The organism is Peptoniphilus sp. oral taxon 386 str. F0131 (assembly GCF_000090945.1).
GTDB classification, from domain to species: Bacteria; Bacillota; Clostridia; order Tissierellales; family Peptoniphilaceae; genus Anaerosphaera; species Anaerosphaera mikwangii.
In genome coordinates, this window is sequence record NZ_GL349422.1 from 1,069,482 (window position 1) to 1,095,466 (window position 25,985).

The 25,985-nt window shown below is 27.6% G+C and carries 25 protein-coding genes, 1 tRNA gene and 1 pseudogene; 2 read left to right on the forward strand and 25 right to left on the reverse strand.

Features of this window, described 5'->3' with window-relative positions; translation table 11 throughout:
• Positions 1–246 precede the first annotated feature (246 nt).
• Both HMPREF0629_RS07680 and HMPREF0629_RS05080 read right to left on the reverse strand, forming a co-directional pair.
• Positions 247–2,346, reverse strand: coding sequence for a HAMP domain-containing sensor histidine kinase (locus tag HMPREF0629_RS07680; protein WP_009222277.1), 2,100 nt, complete (start codon positions 2,344–2,346; stop codon positions 247–249).
• Entirely contained in the window at positions 2,346–3,050 is a 705-nt protein-coding gene (locus HMPREF0629_RS05080) for a response regulator transcription factor (RefSeq protein WP_009222278.1), read from the reverse strand. The genes HMPREF0629_RS07680 and HMPREF0629_RS05080 overlap by 1 nt, the downstream gene beginning before the upstream one ends.
• Positions 3,051–3,206: 156 nt before the next feature.
• Between HMPREF0629_RS05080 and HMPREF0629_RS05085 the strand changes: the two genes are divergently transcribed.
• Both HMPREF0629_RS05085 and HMPREF0629_RS05090 read left to right on the forward strand, forming a co-directional pair.
• On the forward strand, positions 3,207–4,961 hold the full coding sequence (locus HMPREF0629_RS05085) for an NFACT family protein (protein ID WP_009222279.1): 1,755 nt from the start codon (positions 3,207–3,209) through the stop codon (positions 4,959–4,961).
• Between the two features lie 138 nt (positions 4,962–5,099).
• Positions 5,100–6,572 carry a C69 family dipeptidase gene (locus HMPREF0629_RS05090; RefSeq protein WP_009222280.1) on the forward strand — a complete coding sequence of 491 codons (1,473 nt, stop codon included), beginning with the start codon at positions 5,100–5,102 and terminating at the stop codon, positions 6,570–6,572.
• A gap of 43 nt (positions 6,573–6,615) precedes the next feature.
• Here the strand turns inward: HMPREF0629_RS05090 and HMPREF0629_RS05095 are convergent, their stop codons facing one another.
• The 23 genes and pseudogenes from HMPREF0629_RS05095 to rph all read right to left on the reverse strand — a co-directional run.
• Complete coding sequence (locus HMPREF0629_RS05095; protein ID WP_009222281.1) at positions 6,616–6,924, reverse strand: YerC/YecD family TrpR-related protein; 309 nt, start codon at positions 6,922–6,924, stop codon at positions 6,616–6,618.
• Between the two features lie 11 nt (positions 6,925–6,935).
• Positions 6,936–7,412, reverse strand: a complete 477-nt coding sequence (gene purE / locus HMPREF0629_RS05100; RefSeq protein ID WP_115737009.1) for a 5-(carboxyamino)imidazole ribonucleotide mutase — start codon at positions 7,410–7,412, stop codon at positions 6,936–6,938.
• A gap of 191 nt (positions 7,413–7,603) precedes the next feature.
• Positions 7,604–8,149 carry a rubrerythrin family protein gene (locus HMPREF0629_RS05105; protein ID WP_009222283.1) on the reverse strand — a complete coding sequence of 182 codons (546 nt, stop codon included), beginning with the start codon at positions 8,147–8,149 and terminating at the stop codon, positions 7,604–7,606.
• 84 nt (positions 8,150–8,233) lie between these two features.
• Positions 8,234–9,304: a peptide chain release factor 1 gene (gene prfA / locus HMPREF0629_RS05110; RefSeq protein WP_009222284.1), complete on the reverse strand. Its 1,071-nt coding sequence runs from the start codon at positions 9,302–9,304 to the stop codon at positions 8,234–8,236.
• Positions 9,279–10,139, reverse strand: coding sequence for a peptide chain release factor N(5)-glutamine methyltransferase (gene prmC, locus HMPREF0629_RS05115; protein WP_036728661.1), 861 nt, complete (start codon positions 10,137–10,139; stop codon positions 9,279–9,281). The genes prfA and prmC overlap by 26 nt, the downstream gene beginning before the upstream one ends.
• Positions 10,133–11,083, reverse strand: coding sequence for a DUF1385 domain-containing protein (locus HMPREF0629_RS05120; protein ID WP_039856661.1), 951 nt, complete (start codon positions 11,081–11,083; stop codon positions 10,133–10,135). The genes prmC and HMPREF0629_RS05120 overlap by 7 nt, the downstream gene beginning before the upstream one ends.
• 40 nt (positions 11,084–11,123) lie before the next feature.
• Positions 11,124–11,327 carry a 50S ribosomal protein L31 gene (gene rpmE / locus HMPREF0629_RS05125; RefSeq protein ID WP_009222285.1) on the reverse strand — a complete coding sequence of 68 codons (204 nt, stop codon included), beginning with the start codon at positions 11,325–11,327 and terminating at the stop codon, positions 11,124–11,126.
• A 71-nt stretch (positions 11,328–11,398) separates the two neighbouring features.
• Positions 11,399–11,824: a DUF4342 domain-containing protein gene (locus HMPREF0629_RS05130; RefSeq protein WP_009222286.1), complete on the reverse strand. Its 426-nt coding sequence runs from the start codon at positions 11,822–11,824 to the stop codon at positions 11,399–11,401.
• 59 nt (positions 11,825–11,883) lie between these two features.
• Positions 11,884–12,531, reverse strand: a complete 648-nt coding sequence (locus HMPREF0629_RS05135; RefSeq protein WP_009222287.1) for a TrkA family potassium uptake protein — start codon at positions 12,529–12,531, stop codon at positions 11,884–11,886.
• Positions 12,532–12,540: 9 nt separating this feature from the next.
• On the reverse strand, positions 12,541–13,887 hold the full coding sequence (locus HMPREF0629_RS05140) for a TrkH family potassium uptake protein (RefSeq protein WP_176686343.1): 1,347 nt from the start codon (positions 13,885–13,887) through the stop codon (positions 12,541–12,543).
• Between the two features lie 47 nt (positions 13,888–13,934).
• Positions 13,935–14,285 (reverse strand): 50S ribosomal protein L20, encoded by a 351-nt coding sequence (gene rplT / locus HMPREF0629_RS05145; RefSeq protein WP_009222289.1) that lies wholly within the window; start codon positions 14,283–14,285, stop codon positions 13,935–13,937.
• A 15-nt stretch (positions 14,286–14,300) separates the two neighbouring features.
• Positions 14,301–14,492: a 50S ribosomal protein L35 gene (gene rpmI, locus HMPREF0629_RS05150; protein ID WP_009222290.1), complete on the reverse strand. Its 192-nt coding sequence runs from the start codon at positions 14,490–14,492 to the stop codon at positions 14,301–14,303.
• An 11-nt stretch (positions 14,493–14,503) separates the two neighbouring features.
• A complete protein-coding gene (gene infC, locus HMPREF0629_RS05155) occupies positions 14,504–15,016 on the reverse strand; it encodes a translation initiation factor IF-3 (RefSeq protein WP_050747993.1) in 513 nt (170 codons plus the stop codon).
• Between the two features lie 376 nt (positions 15,017–15,392).
• Positions 15,393–16,556, reverse strand: coding sequence for an alanine racemase (alr, locus tag HMPREF0629_RS05160; RefSeq protein ID WP_009222292.1), 1,164 nt, complete (start codon positions 16,554–16,556; stop codon positions 15,393–15,395).
• 13 nt (positions 16,557–16,569) lie between these two features.
• A complete protein-coding gene (gene ftsY, locus HMPREF0629_RS05165) occupies positions 16,570–17,802 on the reverse strand; it encodes a signal recognition particle-docking protein FtsY (protein WP_009222293.1) in 1,233 nt (410 codons plus the stop codon).
• Between the two features lie 9 nt (positions 17,803–17,811).
• A complete protein-coding gene (gene smc / locus HMPREF0629_RS05170; protein WP_009222294.1) occupies positions 17,812–21,360 on the reverse strand; it encodes a chromosome segregation protein SMC in 3,549 nt (1,182 codons plus the stop codon).
• A 2-nt stretch (positions 21,361–21,362) separates the two neighbouring features.
• Positions 21,363–22,433 (reverse strand): elongator complex protein 3, encoded by a 1,071-nt coding sequence (locus tag HMPREF0629_RS05175; RefSeq protein ID WP_009222295.1) that lies wholly within the window; start codon positions 22,431–22,433, stop codon positions 21,363–21,365.
• Positions 22,426–23,127 (reverse strand): ribonuclease III, encoded by a 702-nt coding sequence (rnc, locus tag HMPREF0629_RS05180; protein WP_009222296.1) that lies wholly within the window; start codon positions 23,125–23,127, stop codon positions 22,426–22,428. Before rnc ends, HMPREF0629_RS05175 begins: the two co-directional genes overlap by 8 nt.
• Positions 23,128–23,135: 8 nt before the next feature.
• Positions 23,136–23,360, reverse strand: coding sequence for an acyl carrier protein (gene acpP / locus HMPREF0629_RS05185; protein WP_009222297.1), 225 nt, complete (start codon positions 23,358–23,360; stop codon positions 23,136–23,138).
• Positions 23,361–23,368: 8 nt separating this feature from the next.
• A complete protein-coding gene (gene plsX / locus HMPREF0629_RS05190) occupies positions 23,369–24,349 on the reverse strand; it encodes a phosphate acyltransferase PlsX (protein ID WP_039856668.1) in 981 nt (326 codons plus the stop codon).
• A 145-nt stretch (positions 24,350–24,494) separates the two neighbouring features.
• Positions 24,495–24,571 (reverse strand) — tRNA-His (locus HMPREF0629_RS05195).
• A gap of 64 nt (positions 24,572–24,635) precedes the next feature.
• On the reverse strand, positions 24,636–25,253 hold the full coding sequence (rdgB, locus tag HMPREF0629_RS08185; RefSeq protein WP_369688058.1) for an RdgB/HAM1 family non-canonical purine NTP pyrophosphatase: 618 nt from the start codon (positions 25,251–25,253) through the stop codon (positions 24,636–24,638).
• A pseudogene (gene rph, locus HMPREF0629_RS08190) lies at positions 25,227–25,952 on the reverse strand (ribonuclease PH); the annotation flags it as partial. The gene rdgB and the pseudogene rph, both read right to left, overlap by 27 nt.
• Positions 25,953–25,985 lie beyond the last annotated feature (33 nt).

Sequence of the window (25,985 nt, forward strand, 5' to 3'; positions counted from 1 at the left end):
TTTTTTATTTAATAACTATTTCAATTTTAAAAATATTGTTTTTGCAAAGAATATTTCTTTCATGCATGTATAATTTCTCTTATTTATTTTTACATACACTTACATATTAGGCATAAAAATCTAAAAGTATCCAATCATATCTACTTATTTTTATTTGAAAAAATGCTTAGCTATTAGTGTAAATAATATTCGTAATACAATTATCATTCATTGCAATATTACATAATAATCTTTTTATTCAAAATTTTAAAATTCTATTATTGTCTTATATAAATCTCCATCTATTTCAATATTAAAGTTTCCATTTTGTGCAGATGTAAGAGAACTTGCTATTGAAAGTCCAAGTCCCGAACCTTCAGTACTTCTTGAACTATCTCCTCTTGTAAATCTTTCTATCAATTCATTTGCAGTTATATTCAACGGATACTTGGAAATATTTTTAATTACTAATTTAACTTTTTCAGATTTTGTTAAATCAACATAAATTCTTGTGTTTTCTAATGCATATTTATTTATATTTGAAAATAAATTATCAAGTATTCTTGATGTTTTATTGCCATCAAGCTTTAATATAACAGGATCATCCGGAAAATTTATGTTAATATCTAAATTGTTATCATTGAACTTATCTTCCCATTCTCCTATTACCTGTTCTATTAACTGTTTAAAATCTACGTTTTCCATATTTAATTCTATATTTTTACTACTTAATTTAGATACCTCAAACAAATCTTCAATCAATTTTTTTAACTTATTTGACTTCTCATTTATTATCTTTGCATATTCAATCCTGTCTTCATTTGTGGTATTATCTTCAACAATTAATTGAGAATAATTTATTATTGATGTTAAAGGAGTTTTTAAATCATGAGAAACATTAGTAATAAGCTCAGTTTTCAACCTTTCTGACTGAATTGCATTTTCAACTGCCGTATTCAAATTATTACTAATTGAATTTAAACTATGCGATATTGATTTAAATCTGGTAGCCCCTTCATCAATTTTAATATTATAATTTCCATCGGCAATTTTTTTTGATATATTGGAAATATTTTGTAAGTCTATAAATGAACTTCTTATCATCATAAATATTCCGCTTACAAATATAAACCAAATAAATAATGCCAGAATAAATAAACTGTCTCTTACTAAAATAATAGCACCGAAAAATCCTAAAATTAAAAATCCTATATACAATATTAATTCTATTCTTGAATTTGAAACATCAAAATATTTTATAAAAGATTTTTTTATAAACTTATAAAATCTTACAATAATCGAATTTTTCAATACAAACGTTTCAGTTCCTAAATTATATATATCCTTTATTGAATAAATAATATAGTATATAGCTATTGACCCGAAAAAAGTAAGTATGAAGAAAATAATATTAAATAACATTCCGTTATATAATTTAAAAAAATATTCTTTCTCACTGCTTATAAATGATAGTGGAACAAACCATAATCCTATTAATGCTATTACTATTTCTATAGGATAAGACGATATTCCTTTGTAAAATCCTACATTACTTGTAAACTTATAATTTGAAATTGATGTTAAAAACAAAACTATCAAAAATGCTGAAAACATAGATATTAAAAGTATAGGAAAGAAATATGTTTCATAATTCATTCTTGTCTTCAACATTTCAAAATTATTAGAACTTAAATCAATCATATAATTAAAATTGATTTTTTTAATACCTGATTTAGGTTCTATATCAGAATATCTTTTTTTTATTTCATATTTCAACTTTGATAAATAAATATTAGAATCTTTATCCTTAAAATTACTGGAGTCCGTAAATTTAACCTTGCCATTTTCATAAAATCCACTTACAAATATTTTATCATTTTCATCTGTTTTAATATTTTGAGGATCAAATTCATTAATATTCGGTTCTGATGTCAGATAATTTACTGTAAATTCAGGCTCTTCAGTCTTATCTATATTGAGTTCCGATAAACTGTCAATATCTCGTCTTATCTCACTTATAGAGCCATCCCAATCCACAAAAGAACCATTGCTTTTTCTTTCAACAATATTATTCGGATATTTTTCCTTATATTCCTTAGTAAAAGGATAGTTGGATATTTTATATGATCTTATATAATATTCAAGCACATTATTATCTTGTCTTAAATCTCCTCTATCATAAGATGTATATAGAGAATCATAAATTTCAAATCTTATTTTATCTGAATATGCATAAATATTTTCTTCCTTTCCGAGCTTTTCTTTGTTCAAAAAAAAAGGTGTTATACTTACTATCAATGATAAAAGAATTAAAAAACAAACTATTCCTATGTTAGAGTATCTTATACTAAATTTATTTTTTTCCATTATAACCTCCTATTAGGCTTTACAAATTTGTAACCAAGTCCCCATGCGACCTTTAAATACAAAGGCTTTTTAGGATCTATTTCAATTTTTTCTCTTATTCTCCTGATATGCACAGTAACTGTTTTAGCTTCTATTGCAGGCTCATTCCAAACTTTTTCATATATTTCATCAATCGAAAACACTCTGTTTGGATTTTCCATTAATAATTCTAAAATTTTATATTCTATAGATGTTAATCCCACTTTTTCTCCATCTACAAAAACTGTTTTCTCAAATGTATTTAACTTTATTCCCCCAATTTCTATATATCTTTCATTTTCTTCTTTACTTTGATACTTATATAGTCTTCTGATATTGGAATTTACTCTTGCCATTAATTCCAATGGATTAAATGGTTTTGTTATATAATCATCTGCACCTATATTAAGTCCTATAACTTTATCATAATCTTCTGATTTGGCAGATAAAATTATTATTGGTACATAAGATTTTTCTCTTATTTTTAAAATCGCCTCTTCTCCAGTTACATTTGGCATCATCAGATCCATTATCACAAGATGAATTTCATTACTTCTAAATTTTTCTAAAGCATCTTTTCCGTCAAAAGCATATATAACATCATAGTTGGAATTTTTTAAATAAATTCCTATTGAATCTCTTATTGCCTTATCATCTTCTGCTACAAGTATTTTATATTTATCCATTTTGTTTCCTCCGTTATAATACTATCAAATATATTCAAAAAAATTATTATCTAAAAATTACAATATTCTTAATTTTATTATACCAAAATGTTAAGAATGATTTTACATTAAATATTATATTGTATATGTTATAATATTTTAAAAGCAGGTGATAAAATGTCCTATGATGGATCAACTTTAAGAGCTATAGTTTATGAACTAAATGAGAAAATATCAAATACTAGAATTGAAAAAATATATCAGCCTTCAAACGAAGAATTAATATTCAATTTAAGAAACTCAAATGGTAAATATAAATTACTTATAAATGCGGGAAGTAATGCTCCAAGAGTCTATTTAACTGATGAAATAAAAGAAAATCCCACTAATCCTCCAGCTTTCTGTATGCTACTCAGAAAGCACCTTGAAGGATTTAAAATACTTAATTTTTCTCAATATAAAATGGACCGAATTTTAAGAATTAATATTTTATCAAAAAACGAACTCGGTGATGAATTAGAAAAATCACTTTTTGTAGAAATTATGGGAAAACATTCAAATATAATTTTGACAAGATCAAATGATTTAAAAATATACGATTCAATTAAAAGAGTAAATTCGCTAATGAGCAGTATAAGAGAAATTCTGCCTTCAACAACATATTCAATAGAACCTATTTCAAATAAAATAGATCCTATTTCAAAAAATTCTCTATATGATTCAATAGAATTTTTTGACGAAAATAAATCTATTAAAAATAATTTAATTAAAACTTATACAGGATTAAGCCCAACTATAGTAAGAGAAATTGCTTATAGAGCAAATATCGATGAAAATAGAATGTTCTTTGATTTAAGTCCTAATGAAAAAGAAAAATTAATACAATCTTACGATGAAATTATAAGAGATTTAAAAAATCACAATTACTATCCTATTATAATAAAGTCTGATAATAATTTAATTGATTTTTCGTGTATAGATTTGAAAATGTATCCTGAAAAAGAGAAACAAAACTATAATTCAATTTCTGAAGCTGTAAAATTATTTTACTCAGAAAAATCTATTACTCAACTAATTAATGACAAGTCTTATACATTAAAAAAACTGGTCAAAAACTATACCGATAGAGAAATTAAAAAGTTAGAAAAACAATCTCAAGAATTAAACGAGGCGATAGATAGAGAAAAATACAAAATATATGCTGATCTAATTTCAGCTAATTCATATAAAATTGAAAAAGGTGCTAATTTTGTAATTTTAGAAAATTTTTATGAAAACATGAATTTAATTAAAATACCTTTAGATGAAAAATTATCTGCAACTTCTAATGCTAATAAATATTATAAGAAATATTCTAAACTAAAAAATGCAGCCATTATTCTTGAAAAAGAAATCGAAAAAACAAATACCAATATTGAATATTTAAAAAGTATCTTATTAAATATTAGACTTTCAGAAAATAGCTCTGATATAGATGAAATAAGAGAAGAACTTATAGAAATGGGTTTCATAAAAAAAATAAATACAAAGAAGAAAAAAATTTCTTCTAAAATGAATTTTTTAGAATATAAGTCATCTGAAGGATATACTATAATATGCGGTAAAAATAACAAACAAAACGAATATATAAGTTTAAAATTAGCCGGCAAAGACGACTTATGGTTTCATGTTAAAAACGCACCCGGTTCTCATGTTATACTAAAAAATAATGGAAATGACTTTTCTCAGAAATCAATTGAAGAAGCTGCACAAATTGCAGCACTTAATAGTTCTCTATTGAATTCTGACAACATTGAAGTGGATTATACTAAACGAATAAATATCAAACGACATCCTTCTAAAATTTTAGGTCTAATTTCCTATACAAACTACAATACAATTAATATTAAGAAAAAAGATTTAAATATAAATGATATAGAAAAGATAAAGTAACTTATTAAATAAGTTACTTTATCTTTTCTATATATTGATAAAAGTTATCAAATAGTTTTACTTTTATAAATTTTTAAGATACAATTAAATAGTATATAAATATTATATACCTAAAAATTTTTTGAAGGGAGATTAATTATGTGTACTACAATTCTTGTTGGAAAAAATGCAAGTTATGACGGATCAACTATTGTTGCCCGTATTGAAGATTCTTCTTCAGGAATGTTTAAAGCAAAAAAATTTATTGTTGTTGAACCCAAAGAACAACCCGTACATTATAAATCTGTGCGTACAGATTGTGAAATCGAATTGCCTGAAAACCCTATGCGCTATACTTGCCTGCCTAACGTAAAAAAATGGCGTGGAGTGTGGGGTGCATGTGGTATAAATGAAAAAAATGTTTCTGTTAGCGCTACTGAAACAATTACCACTAATGAAAGAGTTCTTGGTGCTGACCCATTAATTGAATTTGAGCCGGATATAATAAAAAAAGGTGGAATTGGAGAAGAAGACATCATCGTTATAACCCTTCCATATATAGAAAATGCTCGTCAAGGTGTTGAAAGACTCGGTTCATTAATAGAAAAATATGGAACTTATGAAAGTAATGGCGTTGCATTTCAAGATGTTGATGAAATCTGGTGGTTTGAAACGATCGGCGGTCATCATTGGATAGCAAGAAAAGTACCTGATGACAGATATGTTGTAATGCCTAATCAATTTGGAATTGATTATTTTGATTTAGATGACGCTTTTGGAGAAAAGAAGGAATTCATGTGTTCATCTGATTTAAGAGAGTTTATAAAAAAATATCATTTAGATCTTTCAATGGATGGAAGACTGAATCCTCGTGATGCATTTGGAAGCCATACAGATGAAGATACAACATATAATACACCTCGCGCATGGGTTATGTTAAGATATTTTAACCCTACTTCTTATACTTGGGATGGTCCTGCTGCTGACTTTAAACCGGAAAATCTTAATCTTCCATGGAGTATGGTACCTGAAAAGAAAATTACAATTGAAGATGTAAAATGTATTCTTTCAAATCATTACCAAGGGACGCCTTATGATCCTTATGCAAGATACGGCGACTTATCTCAAAGAGGAAAATATCGTCCAATAGGTATAAATCGTGATGATGTGCTAGCTCTTACACAAATACGACCTTATATGCCGGATGAAATACGTTCTATTGAATGGTTAGCATTTGGATGTAATGTATTTAATGCTATTGCACCATTCTATTCTAATATAACAAAGACTCCTGAATATTTAGCAAATACAACTCTAACTCCAACAATAGATAATCTTTATTGGGCTAATCGTATAATAGCTACACTTTGTGATCCTCATTTCTCAATAACACTTCCTGATGTTGAAAATTATCAGATGATAGTTCAATCTAAAGCTCATGAAATTTTAAATAAATATGATGAAGAGTTTTTAAATAATAGAAGTAAGATTAAAAATATTAACGAATTTTTAGAAAAAGCAAACGATGATATAAGTAATTTCTTAAAAGTTAAAACCACAGATTTATTGGATAAAACACTTTATACTGCAAGTTGTGAAATGAAAAATGGATATTCCAGATCTGATGCTTAAATATAAAGAGAGACTTCATGACGAAGTCTCTCTTTATATTCTATTATTTTTCTTTTTCAATAAAATTTAATCTTTCAAGAACTAATTTATATCCATCTGAACCGTAATTTAGTGATCTATTTATTCTCGAAATAGTTGCTGTACTTGCACCGGTTTCTGATTCTATTTCGTGATAAGTTTTATTTTTTATCAAAAGCTTAACAACTTGTAATCTTTGTGAAATTGCCTGTATTTCCTTAACCGTACAAATATCTTCAAAAAATCTGTAGCATTCCTCAATATTTTCTAAAGCCAATATAGCTTCAAATAATCCGTCAGTTTGTTCATTTTTAACCTTTGAATTGTAAATCATATTATTACCTCCTAATTTAATTCCTCATTCATTCTTTGTACATCTTCTTCAAGTTCCTTCTTATAATTTAATAATTTAGAACTCAAAGATTCATTATTTATAGCAAGCATCTGTATTGCTAATAGTGCAGCATTTTTTCCTCCATCTATAGCAACTGTCGCAACCGGTACTCCTGATGGCATTTGTACTGTAGCAAGTAATGCATCTAACCCATCAAGTGTAGATGATTTTACAGGCACCCCTATTACAGGAAGAATAGTATTTGCTGCAAGCACTCCTCCTAAATGAGCAGCTTTACCCGCTATGGAAATAATTACTCCTACTCCTCTACTCTTTGCCTCTCTTGCAAATTCATAAGCGCGAAGTGGAGTTCTATGAGCTGAAATTATTTCAATTTCATATTCAACTCCAAATTTTTTAAAAACAGATACTATATCATCACTGATTTTTTTATCACTGATACTACCCATTACTATAGATACCTTCATTATATCCTCCATTAAAGCTTTTACTAAAGTTATACATTTTTTACCAATAATATATTAACAATGTTTTACATTAAAGTCAAGAAATATACTAAATTTAGCTAGAATAAATAAATTAATTTCAACATTTTAAAAAAGTAACTATTATATAAATAAAAAAGATACCAAAATAATTTGGCATCTTTAACAACTTATTAATATTCAATAAATGATTTAGATTTAACGTGACAAATAGGACATTCTTCAACCATTTCATCAAATGTTATATATCCACAGAATGGACACATGAAAATCTTTTCTACATCAAGATCTTTTCCCGAATCTACTGCCGCTTTTGCTTCAGCATATCTTTCAGCATGAATTTTTTCAGCTTCAATAGCATATTTCATAGCTTTAACCGCTGTTTTTTCTTCTTGCATTTCAGCAACCGCAATATAAGCAGGATACATTTGAGTATATTCAAATACTTCTCCTCCTCTTGCTCCCTCAAGATTCTCAGAAGTAGTTCCTATACCAAATCCTGCCATTGATACAACAGGAAAATCTCCTTTAACATCTTTTAATGCTTTAAAATGTAATGTTGCATGCACTCTTTCCGCATCAGACGTAGCTTTAAACAACCTTGAGACATTTTTGAAGCCATTTTTTTCAGCTTCTTCACCCCAAATTATATATCTCATATGTGCTTGGCTTTCTCCCCCAAATGCAGATCTTAAATTATCACTAGTCATTGCATTCATATTATATTACCCCCTTATTTTTGTTATACCTAGACATGTATATTATAATATATTTTTAAAAATTTATCAGTAACTTTATGAAATTTACTTATCTACATTTTCAATTTTACTTGCTTGATCACTGGCAATCAATGCATCTATTATTTCATCTAAATCTCCATCTACAATGCTATCTATCTTGTGTAAAGTTAAACCTATTCTATGATCTGTTACTCTTCCTTGAGGATAATTATATGTTCTTATTCTTTCAGATCTGTCTCCGGTTCCTATCTGAGATTTCTTTTGCATTGATAATTCTGCATTTTGCTCTTGCAGCTTTAAATCGTATAGTTTAGTTTTTAAAATTTTCATTGCTTTTTCTTTATTTCTAAGTTGAGATTTTTCATCTTGACAAGAAATTACTATGCCAGTAGGTATATGAGTAAGTCTTACAGCAGAATCCGTTGTATTAACACATTGTCCTCCATTTCCTGAAGCTCTAAATACATCAAATTTTATATCTGATGGTTCAATATCTATTTCAACATCTTCTGCCTCAGGAAGTACAGCTACAGTTGCAGTTGATGTGTGAATTCTACCTGAACTTTCAGTTTCAGGAACTCTCTGAACTCTATGAACTCCTGATTCATATTTAAGTCTTGAATACGCACCCCTACCCAATATCATAAATATTACTTCTTTATAGCCACCTATCCCTATTTCATTAGTACTCATTATTTCAACTTTCCATCCCATTCTCTCCGCAAATCTGACATATTGTCTAAATAATACTCCGGCAAATAAAGCCGCTTCATCTCCACCAGCACCAGCCCTTATTTCTACAATTACATTTTTGGAATCATTAGGATCTTTTGGAATTAAAAGTATCTTTATCTCATCCTCTAATACTGAAATTTTTTCTTCTGAGTCTTTTATATCTTCTTTAATTAAATCTCTCATATCATCATCTAAATTTTCATTTAGCATTTCCTTATTATCTTCAAGATTTGATATTAGAGTTTTGTATTCTCTATATTTCAAAACTACAGGCTCAATTTCAGCATGCTCTATTGCTATTTTTTGATATAACTTAGAATCATTTATTACATTAATATCCATAAGTTTTTGTTCAAGCTCAATATATTTTTCATCAAATACTTGCAAATTTTCGTACATCTATTTCTCCTTTACTCGCAATTACTACTCTATCTCTGCCAGACATATCTTTTATAACAAAAAAATTATATTCAGATAAAATATTTCTTAATTCACTACTTTGATTATGACCTATTTCAAAAACTACAAAACCGTCTTTTTTTAAAAATTTATCCAATTTCGAAACTATTTTTCTATAAAAACAAAGACCGTCTATACCTCCATCTAATGCGAGATGAGGTTCATAATCCTTAACCTCTCTTTGCAGATAATCTATTTCTTCTGTCTTAATATACGGCGGATTTGAATAAATTATATCATATTTATCTTTTATATTTGAATAGATATTACTTTTTACTACAGAAATATTATCCAAATTATATTTAGAAATATTCTTTTTAGTATTATTTATTGCATAATCCGAAATGTCACAAGAAGTAAATTTTATATCTTTATTTTCTATTGCCATACTTATAGAAACTATTCCACTTCCACATCCTATTTCTAAAAAATTTTCTATTTTATAATTTTCAAATAACTTTTTAAGCACTTCAATACTAACTTCTGTATCATTTCTTGGAATTAAAACATTATCATCAATAAAAAAATCTCTTCCATAAAATTCAACTATTCCAAAAATATATTGTAGAGGTTCTCCATTGTTTCTTCTTCTTAAAATATCAAAATATTTATTTTCAATTTCTTTATCTATATTCTCATCTTCATGCGATATTAAATATGATATATCATATCCTAATATTTTGGATAAAATCAATCTGACTTCAAAAAATGGATTAGTATATTCTGAATTTTCTAAATATTTTATCCCTCTGTTTAAAATATCTCTTATTACCATAAATCACTTTCACCATCTTCAGGTAAAACTGCTTTTAAACTTTCTATTGCCACTTCTATCATTGAATCATCCGGTTCTCTTACAGTAACATATTTTTGAATTTGAAGACCCGGAATAGCAAGTATTCTACATACATTAGAATCACTTTTACCGATAATTCTATTTACCTCATAGGCAATTCCCGCAATAATCGGCAGCGCCAATATTCTTGAAATTATCCTTATTAAAATACTCGGCCATCCAAAAAATGACAATACAAATATACTTATAAGCATTACCATAAACAAAAAACTTGTTCCACATCTTGGATGAACTAATGGATATTTTTTTACATTCTCTACGGTAAGTTCTTCCCCCGCCTCATAACAATGAATTGATTTATGTTCACTTCCATGATATTCAAAAACTCTTTTTATGTCTTCAATTTTAGATATATAGTAAAGATATATTCCAAATACAATAAGTCTAAATACTCCTTCAACCAAATTTAAAATCACAGTGGATCCTATATGTTTCTGTAAAAATCCAGCTATCAAACTTGGAAAAATCATAAATAGAATAGATGCAATCATAAACGAAACTAATATTGTAAGTCCGGTTTCAATATTCTCTTTCTTATCTTTAAAAATCTTGTCCATTAACTTATCAGATTTTCTTATTTCTTCTTTACTCTCATCTTCCAAAAAAGATGCAGAATATGTTAGTGCATTTATTCCAATTACCATTGCATCTACAAGTTTATATGCACCTCTAATTATTGGGAAAGATAATATTTTATATTTTTCACTTAAATCATTTAACTTTTCTATTTTTAACTCAATAGTTTTATCCGGCTTTCTAACAGCTATAGCGATTTTTGACGGTCCTCTCATAAGAACACCTTCAATAAGGGCTTGTCCACCTATAGTTGTTTTAAAAGCTTTTTTATTAAATACCTTATCCATATTACTCCTTAAAGAAAAATGGTTAGCCATTTGCTAACCATTACTTATTTCTTTGATATTTCTTATTGAATTTCTCAATACGTCCGCCATGGTCAGTAAACTTTTGTTTTCCTGTGAAAAACGGATGACATTCAGAACAAATTTCAACTTTTAAATCTTCTTTCACCGAGCCTGTTTTAAATGTATTTCCACAAGCACATGTTACAGTTGCTTCTTTATATTCTGGATGAATACCTTTTTGCATTTTAACACTCCCTTAATAATCTTATATCATTAAATTATTCTAACACAAAACATACTATATTACAATAATTATTAATTTTTTGTTTTGCTTTTACATTTTATATATTCTTTTATATCAATTTCTTCCTTTGTCGACAATATAATTTTAAATTCATAATCATTAACAATACCCGCTCCAACACCTACTAAAGCAGCAACTGGTGCAAGAATTATTCCAAGTGCAGATACAGTAAGTGATAAACTTAAAACAATATCCCCATCTTTTTTTACAACCAACTTATTTGCATTTCCTTGATTCCAAATTTCCTTAATTGCATCTTTTATATCCTCAAAGTCAATCGTATCTTTAGATTTTTTTGAAGAAGTATCCACTGATTTTCTAATTATATCAACAGCTAAATCGACATCTCCATCTGAATCTAATAAAGCCCTTCTCACAACATCATAAGAAGAATTTGTAACATCCATAACATAATCTATTTTTTCCATAGTAATCATAATATCACCTCTGTTTATTATTATACCCTTAATTTAACAACATAAAAGTTATGATTTTATTAAATTTTTTCAACTTTTTCAATAGCTTCTTCTCTTCCTAAAATTATTAATACATCTTCAGAAACTAACTTAGTATCTGGTTTAGGTGCTATCTGGATGTCATTATTTCTTTGTATTCCTAAAATAGTTATTTCGTACTTATTTCTTATTTTTAACTCCTCTATTGTCTTATTTTCCCATTCAGGTAAAAGTTTTAATTCTACAATAGAAAAACCTGGAGATAACTGAATATAATCAAGAATTTTACTTGATGTCATATTATGTGCAACCCTATATGCCATATCTCTTTCCGGATATATAATTTTATCAGCACCTATCTTCTCAAGTATTCCACCTTGTCTTTCTGTTTTTGCTTTTGCAATAATATACGGAATTCCTGCTTCTTTAGATATTATAGTTGCCATAATTGCTGCTTCAAGATTCGAACCTATTGCAATAATTGCCGTATCAAAATTTTTAAGTCCCAAATCTTTAGTTGCGTTTTCATCTAATACATCACACTGTATAGCTGTTGTTACTTGATCTGAAATTGCTTGAGCATTTTCAAAATTATTATCTATTGCAAGAACCTCATTACCTAATCCTGTAAGAGTTGTAGCAATTGTAGAACCAAATCTACCACATCCAAAAACTACAAAAGATTTCATAGTAGCCTCCTATCCAACAATAACATGACCTTCAGCATATTTCAAGTTAGAAGATTTCTTCTTTCTCATAAGACCTATTGCAAGAGTTGTAGGACCAACTCTTCCAAGGAACATAGTAAATGACAATATGATTTTTGATACATTTCCTAACTTATCAGTTATACCTCTTGTAAGTCCAACTGTCCCAAATGCAGAAACAGTTTCAAACAAAATATCTACAAATTTAAATTTTTCATTTTCAAATATAGAAAGCTCTAAAGCTACCATAAGAACTAATCCAATACAAATAAAAGTTATAGCCATACATTTAAAAATAATATTATTTGGTATTGCTCTTTTCATAAAAACCGCTTCTCTTTCGCCTCTTATAACAGAGAAAGCTGTAAACATCATTACTCCAAGCGTAGTAGTCTTTAATCCACCTGCAGTTGATGCCGGAGAACCTCCTATAAACATTAGAATAATCATAAGAAATGCTGATGAATCTCTTATTTTATCCATAGGAATTGAATTAAACCCTGCAGTTCTGGTAATTGTTGATTGAAACGCAGAAATTAAAAACTTATCTTTTATGCTATAATTTGATATGGTTTGTACATTATTATATTCTATCAACAAAAATAATATTGTGCCAAAAGCAAGTAAAATAAATGACATTATAAGAACCATCTTAGTGTGCATACTAAAATTTCTAAACTTTCTACTTCTATACATATCAATATAAACCGTAAATCCTAAACCGCCTAAAAAAACCAATAACATTATGACTAAATTAATTATAATATCCGTATTATATATCTCAATAGAGTTTCCTATAATATCAAAACCTGCATTACAAAATGCAGAAATAGAATGAAATATAGAATACCATATTCCTTTTACAAATCCATATATTGGAATAAATCTAACAGATAAAAATATTGCTCCAATAAACTCTACTATAAAACTTGTGAAAATCACGTATTTACTAAGCTTTACAATGCCGGACATTGAATCTATATTCAACTGTTCTTTTAACAATAGTCTTTGTGTCAATCCAATTTTTTTTCTAAGAATCAATGGTATTATAGAAAATACAACCATCGTTCCAAGTCCACCAATTTGAATTAACATAATTATAACTATGTGTCCGAATGTAGTCCAATTTTTAGCTGTATTTACAACAACAAGTCCAGTTACGCAAGTAGCAGAGCTTGAAGTGAAAAAAGCATCAACAAAACCTATTGATTCTCCATTAGAACTTGCTATAGGTAAGTTTAATAAAAATGTACCTATTAAAATTACAACTATAAATGATATTCCCAATAATAAAGGTGGATTTTGCAATAATTTAGAAATTTTTAATCGGAATTTCAAATACAATTTTTCCTCCTAAGAAAAATAAAGTCCCCTAAGGAACTTTATTACTCTCCTTTTGCTATTTCTACTAATTTAGCAAAACCTTGAGGATCATTGATTGCCATTTCTGATAGCATTTTTCTGTTAATTTCAATATTAGCTTTCTTTAATCCATTTATAAATTTAGAATAACTCATCCCATTAATTCTTGTTGCAGCATTAATTCTCGCAATCCAAAGTTTTCTAAAATCTCTTTTTCTTTGTTTTCTACCTATAAAAGCATAGCTTAAAGACTTCATAACTGCTTGATTAGCAGGTCTGAATAACTTTGATTTTGCACCAAAATATCCCTTAGCTTGCTTTAAAATTTTCTTGTGTTTTTTCTTAGCATTTACTGCTCTTTTAATTCTAGCCATTACATTAACCTCCTACTATGGAATCATATGATCGATTCTTCTTTGATCGCCCTTACTTACTAAACTAGATTTTCTAAGTTTTCTAAGTCTTTTTGCTGTCTTTTTACCTGTTAAATGGCCTTTAAACGCATATCCTCTTTTAAGCTTTCCAGAGCCTGTTCTCTTAAATCTCTTAGCAGATGCTCTGTGAGTTTTCATTTTACCCATAGTAATCCTCCTTATTTATCTGTTTTGGGAGATAAAAACATAATCATGCTCTTACCTTCAATTTTCGGTTTTTTATCCACAACTCCATACTCAGAAATTAATTCAACAAAATCATCAAGCACATCCTTGCCCATTTCAGTATGTCCCATTTCTCTTCCTCTAAAGCGAACAGATATTTTAACTCTATCGCCATTTTGTAAAAATTCCTTAGCACGATTTGCCTTAGTCTTTAAATCATTGGTTTCAATACTTGGTGTTAAGCGAAGCTCTTTAACATTGATAACTTTTTGTTTTTTCTTTGCTTCTCTTTCCTTCTTAATCATATCATACCTATATTTACCATAATCCATAATACGACATACAGGCGGTTTTGAATTAGGTGAGACATTAACAAGATCAAGCTTTTTCTCTTCAGCCATCTCTAATGCTCTGACTCTAGTTACTACACCAACTTGATTTCCTTCATCATCTACTAACCTAACTTCTTTTTCTCTGATATCTTCATTTATTTGAAGCTCTTTAATTTCTAAGCACCTCCATTAATATATAATAAAAAAACGGGCAAAAAAGCCCGCAAGAATTCATAAAATTGATATTCTCAAACAACCTTATAACTTAAGAATAAGGTGAGAAGCGGACTTCTTCTTTTAATACTCATATATTATATACATTTAATTAAATACTGTCAATAATTTTATATCAATTTTTTAATAAATATAATAAAAAAAATAAAATACTTAAAATAAGTTATATTTTATTATCATATTCATAACTTTACATATTCAATGACATATAATCTTACTTAATAACAAAAGACACATCATCTTAAGATGATATGTCTCTTACTATCAATTCATTCTTCTGTATAAAAGCTCATATTGACTATATAATACTGTTACTTTATTTAATCAATTCATCTACTATTTCATCTATTTTTCCGTCTTTAATATATACCTTTGGAAGTCTCGGAGAAAAATGACATGAATATGACGTTGCAATTTCATCAACTTTTCTTGCTATTTCTAATATATCAATATACTCATTTCCTTGAGAGCCAAGTATTACAACTTCGTCTCCAATATTACAATCTACTCCACTTACATCCACCATCATTTGATCCATACATATTCTTCCTATCTGTCTGCATCTTTTTCCTGATACAAGCACATCAATTTTTCCGCTAAGTTGTCTCAATATTCCATCTGAATATCCCAATGGAATAGTTGCTATTTTAGTTTCAGTTGAAGTTTCATAAGTTAATCCATAACTTACTTTTTCCCCTTTGGAAACAATTTTAACATTAGACACTTGAGCTTTTATCTGACCTATATATTTTACATTATTTAACTCTTTATACTTAGTCTTAATTCCTTCAGTGGAACCATATTGTATTATCCCGGGTCGTACCGCATCAAGGCTGTATTCATTATAATTCAGTATTGCACTTGAATTATTTATATGTTTTATCGGTATATTAATTTTATTTTTTTCCAAAATGTCTGTTACATTTTTAAAAATATTAAATTGTCTTTTAGTATATTCTGCATTGGTATCAGCTGCTGCAAAATGTGAAAATACTCCTTCAATATAAATGTTTTTAAATTTAGAAATCTTTTTTATGTCCTCTATACTATCATCTATATTTTTAAATCCTATCCTATTCATTCCTGTGTCTAATGCTATGTGAATAGTAGCTGTTTTATTTTGACTCTTAGCTATTTCATTTAAGGTTCTTGCAGATTCATAATTATAAATAGCTAATGTTATATTATTTTCAACTGCAACATTCATTAAATAATCCGGTGTATATCCAAGTATTAAAAGTTTTACATCTTTAAATTTTTTTCTTATAGCTATAGCTTCGGACATAGTCGCTACTGCAAAAAAATTAATTCCATTTTCTCTTAAAATTTCAACTATTTTTAATGCTCCAAAACCATAAGCATTACTTTTAACAACCGATATTATTTCGGCATCTTCTCTGACATTATTTCTTATTTTATTTATATTTTCTATTAAATAATCCAAATTAATTTCCAACCATGCAGGTCTAGTTAAATTCAATTTAATACCTCCATCAATCAAATATGGCATCTATAAATGAGTTCAATTCAAATTCTTGTAAATCATCTATCCCCTCTCCTACTCCTACAAGCTTAATCGGTATTTGAAGTTCACTTTGAAGAGCTATTACTACTCCTCCTTTTGCGGTTCCATCAAGCTTTGTCAAAACTATTCCGGAAATACTACAAACTTCCTTAAATGTTTTAGCTTGATTCATAGCATTTTGTCCCGTTGTAGCATCAAGTACAAGAAGTGTTTCTCTATTTGCATTAGGATACTCTCTATCTATCACTCTATTAATTTTTTCAAGTTCTTTCATTAAATTGGCTTTATTGTGAAGTCTACCTGCTGTATCACAAATAAGAATATCGGAATTTCGTGATTTTGCTGCTGTTATCCCATCAAATATTACCGCTGCGGGATCTGCTCCTTCATTATGTGAAATTACATCTACATTTGCTCTATCTCCCCAAGTTTTCAGTTGATCTATAGCTGCTGCTCTAAATGTATCTGCCGCTGCTATTAAAACTTTATTTCCTTCCATTTTCAACTTACTTGATAACTTGCCAATTGTCGTAGTTTTTCCAACGCCATTTACTCCCACAACTAAAATTATAGTAGGACTTTCCTTTTTTATCTTACTATCCAATGAGTCGTTCATAAGCTTTTTAACTTCTTCTTTCAACAATGGTTTAACCATATTGGGATCATTTATTTTTTCTTGTATTATTGTATTTCTAAGATTATCAATCAGTTTCATCGTAGTTTCCATTCCGATGTCTGCAGATATCAAAATATCCTCTAAATCTTCAAGCATTTCATCATCAATTTTGACATAAGAGCCCAATATTGTATTTATCTTTACTCCCATTTCGTGTCTTGTTTTAGTTAAACCTTGCTTTAATTTTTGAAATATAGATAATTTAGACTCTTCCTTAATCTCTTCTACTTCTTCATAGATTTCTTCTTTTTCTTCAATATTACTAATTTCATCAATAGTTTCATTTTCTAAATTATTATCTTTAATTTCATCTTGATGCAAAGTTCCTTCAACCAACTGATCTAATTCATTGTTAGATTCAACGATTTCTTTAGTATCAATATCTTCAACACTTGTATTTTCCAAATTATTTTCTTCATAAAATTCAACTTTTTGTTCAACTTCATTCACTTCATCTGCGTAATTTTCTTTTATAATTTTTTGCTCATCATCTTTAGAAAATTTTTCTTTAAACCATTTAAACATTTTTTTCTCCTAATTTTTAAGTTCTACTGAAATTATTTTACTTATTCCCTTTTCTTCCATTGTAACACCATATAGTATATTTGCAATTTCCATAGTAAGTTTTCTATGTGTTATTATAATAAATTGTATGTTTTCAATTTTTATCAAATAATCAACATATCTTTTTACATTGGCATCATCAAGTGCTGCATCTATTTCATCAAGAATACAAAACGGTGCCGTTTTAACTTTTAATAACGCAAATAAAAGTGCTACTGCTGTTAGAGCTCTTTCTCCTCCTGACAACAAAGATAATGACTGAAATCTTTTCCCTGGGGGTTGTGCTTTTATTTCTATACCGCTATATAATTCATCATCACCATCTATTTCAATTTGAGCTTTACCTCCATTAAATAATATCTTGAAAATTTCTTCAAAATACTTTGAAACTTTAGAAAATGTCTCCCTAAACTTTTCTTTCATTTCTTTATCTAATTCTTTTAATATAGACTTAATCTCTTCCCTTGAATCTAAAAGATCCTGTTTTTGCTCCAAATTAAATCTAAGTCTTTCACTAACCGCCTTATATTCTTCTATAGAAAATAAATTAATATCCCCTAATTTTGAAATACTTACTTTTAAATCAAAAATTTCATCTTTTATTTCTTTTAAGTTCTTATAGTCAACAAGCTTTTTAATATTATCCGCTTCGATTCCATATTCTATTTTAATTTTTTCCTCAATATTTAATATATTAAATTCTATTTTATCTTTTTCACTTAATATTTTGGCATTTCGTTTTTCAAAATCTATCAACTTTATTTGAAGTTGTTCAAAAATACTTCTATATTTTTTTAAATCTAAATTTAAACTAAGTTTAGATTCTCTAAGTTCAAATAAAGCCTCCTTAGTTTTATCTAGAATATCTTTTGAATTAATTAACTTTTCATTTAATTTATTTTCTTCAATATTTAAGTTCTCTCTGTCTAATTCTAAACTGACTATTTCACTATTTAAATTAGTTATTTTTAAATTATTAAATTCATTGTTGGATAATATATTATTATTTTCCTTTATTAAAGAATCAATATTACCTTGAATTTTAATACTATCCAGTTGATTTTTTGAATATTCTTCCCTTTGTTCTTCTATGAGAAGTTTTAAAGTATCATGTTCTTTATCAAAAGTATTTCCTGAAATATTTTTTTCTTTAAGCTGAAAGTCTATATTCTTAAGATTATTATCTAATTCAGTTAATAAATCTTTATCTAAAGTTATAGAGCTCATAAGTTGATTTTTTTCTTCTACATATTTGGATAAATATGCATCATTGCTGTTTTTACTTAAACTTAAATTATTTTTGCTATTCTCAAGAGTCACAATTTCCGAAGATATCATATAAATTTCATTTTTTAATTCATTTAATAAATTACTGTCATCTTCAATTTTTGACTTTAACTCATCATATTCTTTTAAAATAGATTCATATTTATCTCTTAAATCAAGAGATTCTCTTTCTAATTTTTCTATATCACTTTTCCGACTTATTATGTCCGTATTATTTTTAAGTATACTTCCTCCGGTTATTGAACCACCGATATTCAAACTATCTCCATCAAGAGTTACTACTCTGTATGTTCTGTTTAATTTTTTGGATATTCTATTTGCAGTATCAAAATCTTTAGAAATTATAATCTTTCCAAGTAAATTTTTAAAAATAGACTTATATTTGCAATCAAATTCTATAAGTTCATCAGCAAAACCTATTAGCCCTTCTTCATTTAAATCCTTCAATTTAAAATCAATTTCTTTATAAGTCATTGAATTAATAGGTAAAAATGTTACTCTTCCATATTTTTCTCTGTTCAAAAACTCAATCATTTCTTTTGCGTCACTGTCACTTTTTACTATAATGTTTTGTAAATTTCCACCAAGTGCCACACTTATTGCCTTTTCGTATTTTGAATCAACTCTTAAATTTTCAGCAACAGGTCCTATTAATGAATTTGAAAATATATTTCTTTTTTTTGCTCCATTCATAAAAAATTTTACACTTTTACTATATCCTTCATAATTATCCGCGATATTTTTAAGTGCAATAAATTCAGCATTCTTTTTATCATATTTATTTTTATATTCTGATAAAAGTTTGCTGCTATTTTCAATTTTATTATTAAGCTCAAGAATTTCTTTTTCTAATTTTTCTTTATCAACTATTAATTGTGACTTTCTATTTAAGATATCATTATATTTAATGCCTATAAAACTAAATTCTTTTTCTATTTCTATATTATTCTCTTTTAATAAATCTAAATTCTTACTTACACTTAAAAGTCTGCTCTCTTTTTCAGATATTATAGACTGTGTCATTAATTGTTTGGATTCTATCTCAGACTTATTTTTATGTAACTCTAAAAGAATTTTGCTGTCAGTTTCAATTTTATCTTCAACTTTTTTAAGCTCAAGTATATTCAAATCTAAATCTTTTTTTAATTTTGAAAGCTGTTCAGTTACTTTAACAAAGTCGTCATTGCATGTATTTATTTTTTCTATATTTGTGTTATATTTTTCTCTATTTTGTAATATTAAATTTTCAAGCTCAAATATATTTGTATTTCTTTGCTCAACATTTGAATTTATATTTAATTTCTTTTCTGATATTAATTCAATTTGAGACAACATTCTCTCATAGTTTTTATTATTTTCTATCTCAGATAATTGAATAGACTCTATTTTTTCTTCTATTATCCTTATTTTTTCTTCTACATTCTGTTGCTCATCTTGATTTATTTTAATTGATAAATTTATATTTTCTATTTCACCGTTGATAAAAGCTATTTTCTCATTAAATTTATCTTCACTCAATTTTTGTTTTTCTATATCAACAAATGCTAAAGTTACTTCCAGGTCAGTCAATTTATTAAAAAAGTTTTTATATCTGATTGCATTCTCAGATTCTACCTTTAAAACTTTTTCTCTTATTTCAATTTCCGAAATTATATCATTTAATCTTATTAAGTTCTCCTCTGTCTTTCTCAGTTTATTTTCACTTTCTAACTTTCGCATCTTAAACTTTGAAATTCCAGCAGCTTCTTCAAAGACACTTCTTCTTTGTTCCGGTTTATTACTTAAAATACTCTCTATTTTTCCTTGTCCAATTAAAGAATATCCATCTTTTCCTATACCGGTATCCATAAAAAGTTCTTTTATATCTTTAAGTCTACACTTTACATTATTAATTAAAAATTCACTTTCCAGCGATCTATACATTCTTCTAGTAACGGAAACCTCTGTGTATTCTATTGGAAGCTTCTTGTCACTATTATCAAATACAATAGTTACTTCCGCAAATCCAAGCGGTTTTTTTTCATCTGTACCGGAAAATATTACATCTTCCATTTTAGAACCACGAAGTGATTTTATACTTGTTTCTCCTAATACCCACATCATAGCGTCTGAAATATTACTTTTCCCGCTTCCATTAGGACCTACTATTCCGGTTATTTTATTATTAAATTCAATTTTAGTTTTTTGTGCAAAGGACTTAAATCCTTGTATGTAAAGTGTCTTTAAATACATACTTATCTCCAAATCATATAATCTTTTATTTGTATTTCATTTTCAAAATTTTTTTCATTCAATCTATATTTTAATATTAAAACATCATCAGATATATTTTCGCCAAATAACTTAAGATTCTTAATTTTAAATTCATTTATTATTTTATTCTTTAAAAATGATTTTTGGCCTGCCAAATTAGATACATTTTTATTTGATGAATGTATTTCAAGCTCATAATTTGTAATTTCCTTATCATTAAAGAAATTCTTTAGGACATCAAACAAAATCTCACCTTCTACAATTTGTCTTATAGCAGGATGAAAAGGTCCTGCAATTACATCTTTTCCCATTTGAATATTTTCTGTAGGCTGAAGTCCTATTCTAATAACATATATACCATTTAGTATATATAATTTTAATAATTCCTTAGTTATTCTTACAGCATCTTCTATACTCAAAGGTTTATAACTTCCATTATATAAACTTTTTTCAAGTTCTGTATCTTTTATAACTAAAGTAGGATATATCCTCACAAAATCCGGATTTAATTTAATAAATTCTCTTGTAGTATATAATGAAGCCTCTAAACTATCTCCAGGAAGCCCTATCATTTGCTGAAGTCCAAGATTAAATCCATATTTTTTTATCAATTTTACAGCATTATATACACATTTATCATCATGTCCTCTATTAGACAAATTTAATACATCTTCATCAAGACTTTGTACTCCAAGCTCAATAGTATCAACTAAATAATGCTTCAAAATTTCAAGTCTTTTGATATCTATGCAATCAGGTCTTGTTGAAAGCCTTATTTCTTTAATAATATTATTTTCTTTATACTCTTTTGCAACAGATAAAAGCTCTAATTGAATACAAATTTCTATTGCTGTAAAACTTCCGCCGTAAAATGCTACTTCTATATTGTTTTTATCCTTAAAATATGACAAGTATTCTTCAATAATAGATCTAACATCATCAGAAGTAATATTTGTAGACGATGCTGTTATTTTATTTTGATTGCAAAAAACACAATCGTTTGGACATCCTAAATGAGGTACAAAAATGGGTATTATGTTCTTTTTAGACATCTAACTCACCTATTCTTATAAGTGCATTTTTAGCAGCTAATTGCTCTGAACTTTTTTTAGTCTTACCATATCCGTTTCCTATTATTATATCATTAATTAAAACATTAGAATAAAAGACCTTATCATTACTAGGCCCCTTTTCATCATATATTACATATTTTATATTTCCCATCTTATTTCTTTGAATACATTCTTGAAGCATAGTTTTATAATCTTCTAAAGATTTTAAGTTTTCAACTTCCATAATTCTATCATGAAATAGTCTTAAAATTACCTTCCTGACAGCATCTAATCCTCCATCAATATAAATTGCTCCTATCAGCGCCTCAAGGCAATCAGAAAGAGTAGATTCTCTTAAATTACCTTTATTTTTTATTTCTCCCTTTCCAAAATACATAAAATCTCCAATTGAAATATTTGTAGCTATTTTATATAAGCTATTCTCATTAACAACTTTAGATCTAAGTTTAGATAAGCTTCCTTCTTTTAGATTTTTATGACTATAATAAAAATATTCTCCTATTATTAAATCTAATACGGCATCTCCTAAAAACTCTAATCTCTCATTGCTCACTGTATCTTTTAAATTATGCTCATTTATATATGACGAATGTGTCAATGCAATATTTATATATTTATCGTTTTTAAATTCATATTCTAATAGAGATAAAAGAATAGATACATTTTTAGGCATAAAATCACCTATTCCATTTCTTCAAGATAATCTAAGACATCTCCAATTGTAGACATATTTTCTAAAATATCATCCTCAATTTCAATTCCAAACTCATCTTCTATGCTCATAACAAGTTCCACTATATCTATTGAATCTGCATTTAAATCATCCGCAAAAGATGTATCTTCTCTTAAATCTTCTACTTCCTTATTAAATTGTGATGCTATTAACTCCAATACCTTATTTTTCATTTCCTATACTACTCCTTAAATATTTTACCTAAATTTTTAACTACATCAGCTTTTACTGCCATAACAGCAACTTTTGCTGCATTTTTTATAGCTACATAGTCCGAACTACCATGAGCTTTAATTACAACTTCATTCAAACCAAGAAGTATTGCTCCCCCAACCTCATGATAATCTATTCTCTTACTTAACTTGGATATTAACATTTTTATATCAATTAAGCTATCCTTAGATAAATTTAACTCGGCTACAGATTTCTCTATAAGTTTTGTCAAAAAATATGCAACTCCTTCTGTATTTTTTAGCAAAACATTTCCAACAAATCCATCACATACAACTAAATCACAAACTCCAAGAGTTACATCTCTCGCCTCTATATTACCAATAAAATTCAAATCTGATTTTTCAAGCAACTCATAAGTATTTTTAACAACTGAATTTCCTTTTCCTTTTTCTGTGCCGACATTCAAAAGCCCCACTTTAGGATTATGATTTCCGCTTGCTTCTAAATAAATCTTTCCCATTTTAGCAAATTGTAATAAGAGACTTTCATCACAGTCCATATTTGCTCCGGAATCAATTAAAAGAGTGCTTCCCTTTAAATTTGGAATTGCAGTTGGCAAAACTGCTCTTTTAATGTTTTCCACTCTTCCAACTATAAAAAGACCTCCCGCAAGAAGAGCTCCCGTACTTCCCGCAGATACAAATGCATCAACCTTTTTTTCTTTTAACGCTTTCAATCCTACAACTATTGAAGAATCTTTTTTCTTTCTTAAAGCAAATGCAGGTTCTTCATCATTTTCAATTTTTTCACTTGCATTTATAATTTCAAATTCTATATTCTGATCTAGCTGGTCGGTTATATTCATTATTTCATTTTCTTTACCTACAAAGGCTATATCTATATCAAATTCTTTCTTAGCTTCAAAAGCTCCTTTTATTACCTCATAAGAGCCGTTATCTCCGCCTAATGTATCAAATAAAATCTTCATAAAATTCCTCCATTCTAAATAAATATATAGTAAAATCAATAAAAAATCAAATATTTTATACTAAATATAACTAATTAATCAACAAAATAAAAAAAATGCCATAAACATAATTTATAGCATTTAAAATAAAATGTTACTGAATTTATGGGGTGGATAGTGGGATTCGAACCCACGATCTCAAGAGCCACAATCTTGCGCCCTAACCAACTAGGCCATACCCACCATAATCATCAGTAACAAATTTATGTTACCAAATTTCGCATATTAAGTCAAGAGTTATTTATTATTAATAAATAATTTTATCACTGTATTTTTTCATTAAAAAATCTTTGAATTTTTTAATTGCTTCACTTCTATGGCTAATGAGATTTTTTTCATCACTGCTCATTTCTCCAAATGTCCTGTTAAATCCTTTAGGTAAGAAGATAGAATCATATCCAAATCCACCATTTCCTATTTCCTTTTCTGTTATTTCTCCTTTACAGATACCTTCAAAAATATGTTCTTCTCCTATAGAATCTATATATACAATTACAGTTTTAAAATAAGCTCTCCTGTCTTTTTCATCTCGTAAGTTTTTAATTAACAATTTTCTGTTTTCAACATCATCATGTGATTTTGCATATCTCGCAGAGTGTACTCCCGGTTCTCCGTTAAGTGCATTTACAAATAATCCTGTATCATCAGCTATTACAGAATAAGCACACTTATCTTTTATTGCTGATGCTTTTAAATGTGCATTTCCCTCAAGTGTATCAAGGTTTTCATCAACATTGATATTAGAAAGATTTACATCTTTTTTAGATATAATCTCAACAGGCAAATCTTTTAATATTTCTTTTATTTCTGTTATTTTATGCTCATTATCACTTGATAAAACAATTTTTTCTTTATCAAGTAACACCTTATTTTGTATATTAAATATATTATCTATTGCGATTTCTGATAAATCTATAAGTTCATTTAACTCTTTTCTAGAAAAACTTCTTCCTTCTGCCGTCCCTTGAATTTCTATAATTTCCTTATTATCGTTCATAACTACATTCAAATCAACTTGTGCATTGGAGTCTTCATCATAATTAAGATCCAAAAGCTTTTCATTTTCTACAATTCCAACACTTATAGCAGCAACTTTATTCTTTATTGGATTTTCTAAAATAATCCCTTGTCTAATAGCATTTTTTACAGCAAGACTCAATGCAATAAAGGAGCCATTGATGCTAGTTGTACGAGTTCCTCCATCTGCAGATATTACGTCACAATCTATCCAAATAGTTTTTTCTCCTATTTTTGATAAATCAACACATGATCTTAAGCTTCTACCAATTAACCTTTGAATTTCTTGACTGCGTCCGTCAAGTTTTCCCCTTGATATGTCCCTCACTTTTCTAACGCTTGTAGAGCCAGGAAGCATAGAATACTCACATGATAACCATCCACTATTTTTACCTTTTAAAAAGAATGGAACTTTATCTTCTATCATAGCAGTACAAATAACTTTAGTATTTCCACACTTAATAAGTACAGAACCATCCGGAGCAGAAGTATAATTTAACTCAAGTTCAATGTTTCTCATTTCATCAAATTTCCTATTATCTCTCATTTTATCCTCCAAAAATAAAAGAGGTATAACCCT

Coding starts and splice junctions, on each gene's coding strand:
- HMPREF0629_RS07680 (WP_009222277.1), bottom strand. CDS start 2,346: ATGGAAAAAAATAAATTTAGTATAAGATACTCTAACATAGGAATAGTT.
- HMPREF0629_RS05080 (WP_009222278.1), bottom strand. CDS start 3,050: ATGGATAAATATAAAATACTTGTAGCAGAAGATGATAAGGCAATAAGA.
- HMPREF0629_RS05085 (WP_009222279.1), top strand. CDS start 3,207: ATGTCCTATGATGGATCAACTTTAAGAGCTATAGTTTATGAACTAAAT.
- HMPREF0629_RS05090 (WP_009222280.1), top strand. CDS start 5,100: ATGTGTACTACAATTCTTGTTGGAAAAAATGCAAGTTATGACGGATCA.
- HMPREF0629_RS05095 (WP_009222281.1), bottom strand. CDS start 6,924: ATGATTTACAATTCAAAGGTTAAAAATGAACAAACTGACGGATTATTT.
- purE (WP_115737009.1), bottom strand. CDS start 7,412: ATGAAGGTATCTATAGTAATGGGTAGTATCAGTGATAAAAAAATCAGT.
- HMPREF0629_RS05105 (WP_009222283.1), bottom strand. CDS start 8,149: ATGAATGCAATGACTAGTGATAATTTAAGATCTGCATTTGGGGGAGAA.
- prfA (WP_009222284.1), bottom strand. CDS start 9,304: ATGTACGAAAATTTGCAAGTATTTGATGAAAAATATATTGAGCTTGAA.
- prmC (WP_036728661.1), bottom strand. CDS start 10,139: ATGGTAATAAGAGATATTTTAAACAGAGGGATAAAATATTTAGAAAAT.
- HMPREF0629_RS05120 (WP_039856661.1), bottom strand. CDS start 11,083: ATGGATAAGGTATTTAATAAAAAAGCTTTTAAAACAACTATAGGTGGA.
- rpmE (WP_009222285.1), bottom strand. CDS start 11,327: ATGCAAAAAGGTATTCATCCAGAATATAAAGAAGCAACTGTAACATGT.
- HMPREF0629_RS05130 (WP_009222286.1), bottom strand. CDS start 11,824: ATGATTACTATGGAAAAAATAGATTATGTTATGGATGTTACAAATTCT.
- HMPREF0629_RS05135 (WP_009222287.1), bottom strand. CDS start 12,531: ATGAAATCTTTTGTAGTTTTTGGATGTGGTAGATTTGGTTCTACAATT.
- rplT (WP_009222289.1), bottom strand. CDS start 14,285: ATGGCTAGAATTAAAAGAGCAGTAAATGCTAAGAAAAAACACAAGAAA.
- rpmI (WP_009222290.1), bottom strand. CDS start 14,492: ATGGGTAAAATGAAAACTCACAGAGCATCTGCTAAGAGATTTAAGAGA.
- ftsY (WP_009222293.1), bottom strand. CDS start 17,802: ATGTTTAAATGGTTTAAAGAAAAATTTTCTAAAGATGATGAGCAAAAA.
- smc (WP_009222294.1), bottom strand. CDS start 21,360: ATGTATTTAAAGACACTTTACATACAAGGATTTAAGTCCTTTGCACAA.
- HMPREF0629_RS05175 (WP_009222295.1), bottom strand. CDS start 22,433: ATGTCTAAAAAGAACATAATACCCATTTTTGTACCTCATTTAGGATGT.
- rnc (WP_009222296.1), bottom strand. CDS start 23,127: ATGCCTAAAAATGTATCTATTCTTTTATCTCTATTAGAATATGAATTT.
- acpP (WP_009222297.1), bottom strand. CDS start 23,360: ATGAAAAATAAGGTATTGGAGTTAATAGCATCACAATTTAATAAGGAA.
- plsX (WP_039856668.1), bottom strand. CDS start 24,349: ATGAAGATTTTATTTGATACATTAGGCGGAGATAACGGCTCTTATGAG.